The sequence below is a fragment of the Vibrio sp. 1078-1 genome (assembly GCF_033340475.1).
In genome coordinates, this window is sequence record NZ_JAWOWM010000553.1 from 1 (window position 1) to 610 (window position 610).

Consider the following 610-nt stretch of genomic DNA (forward strand, 5'->3'; position numbering starts at 1 on the left):
GCAGCTCTTCTGGTACGACCGTCGATGTTATGTGCATCACATCATTTTTCAACTCGTAGACCACTTTTGCTTTGAAGTCTTGCTCTAAATCAACCCAAAAGAGGCCACTTTCAGTGTCGTGAATCACTTTATGCATATCTTCTTCTCTAATTTTGTTACGGATTTATTGAATCAAACTATATCACTGAATAAAATCATTACCACGCAAAGACACCCAGTCGTTTAGTGCTAAATTTCATAGCAGTCACCTCTTCTCAAATCAGGTACGACAATAAGAATGAGAAATATGATAACCAGTGCCAGAGACGGCAATCTACCTCTGCAGAGTAAGAGAGCACCAGAACGTCAGGCCACCACATTAAACAGCACCGATGCAATGGCGATGGTCGAGCACGGTAGTGAAGTCACTCTTAATGTGACCACGCCTGTTGGAACGAAGTTCATCACCACCAGTACGTTTGTCGGCTGCCACTCTAACAATACGGCATTGATCGAAGTTCCGAATATTTCCGATGAAGATTTGAAATTCTATTTTCAAGAAGGCTTTTGGATAAACGTAAAAGCGTATTCTCATCGTGGCGAAGGCGCAGTCATCCCTTTTAGGGCTCAG

General features: G+C 42.8%; 1 protein-coding gene and 1 pseudogene. One reads left to right on the forward strand and one right to left on the reverse strand.

Annotated features, from left to right (window positions below; translation table 11 throughout):
- Positions 1–136: pseudogene (locus R7190_RS28740) on the reverse strand (N-acetyltransferase); the annotation flags it as partial.
- A gap of 150 nt (positions 137–286) precedes the next feature.
- On the opposite strand from R7190_RS28740, the gene R7190_RS28745 reads away from it, so the two are divergent.
- A partial coding sequence (locus R7190_RS28745; protein ID WP_318138045.1) for a flagellar brake domain-containing protein occupies positions 287–610 on the forward strand: 324 nt, incomplete at its 3' end.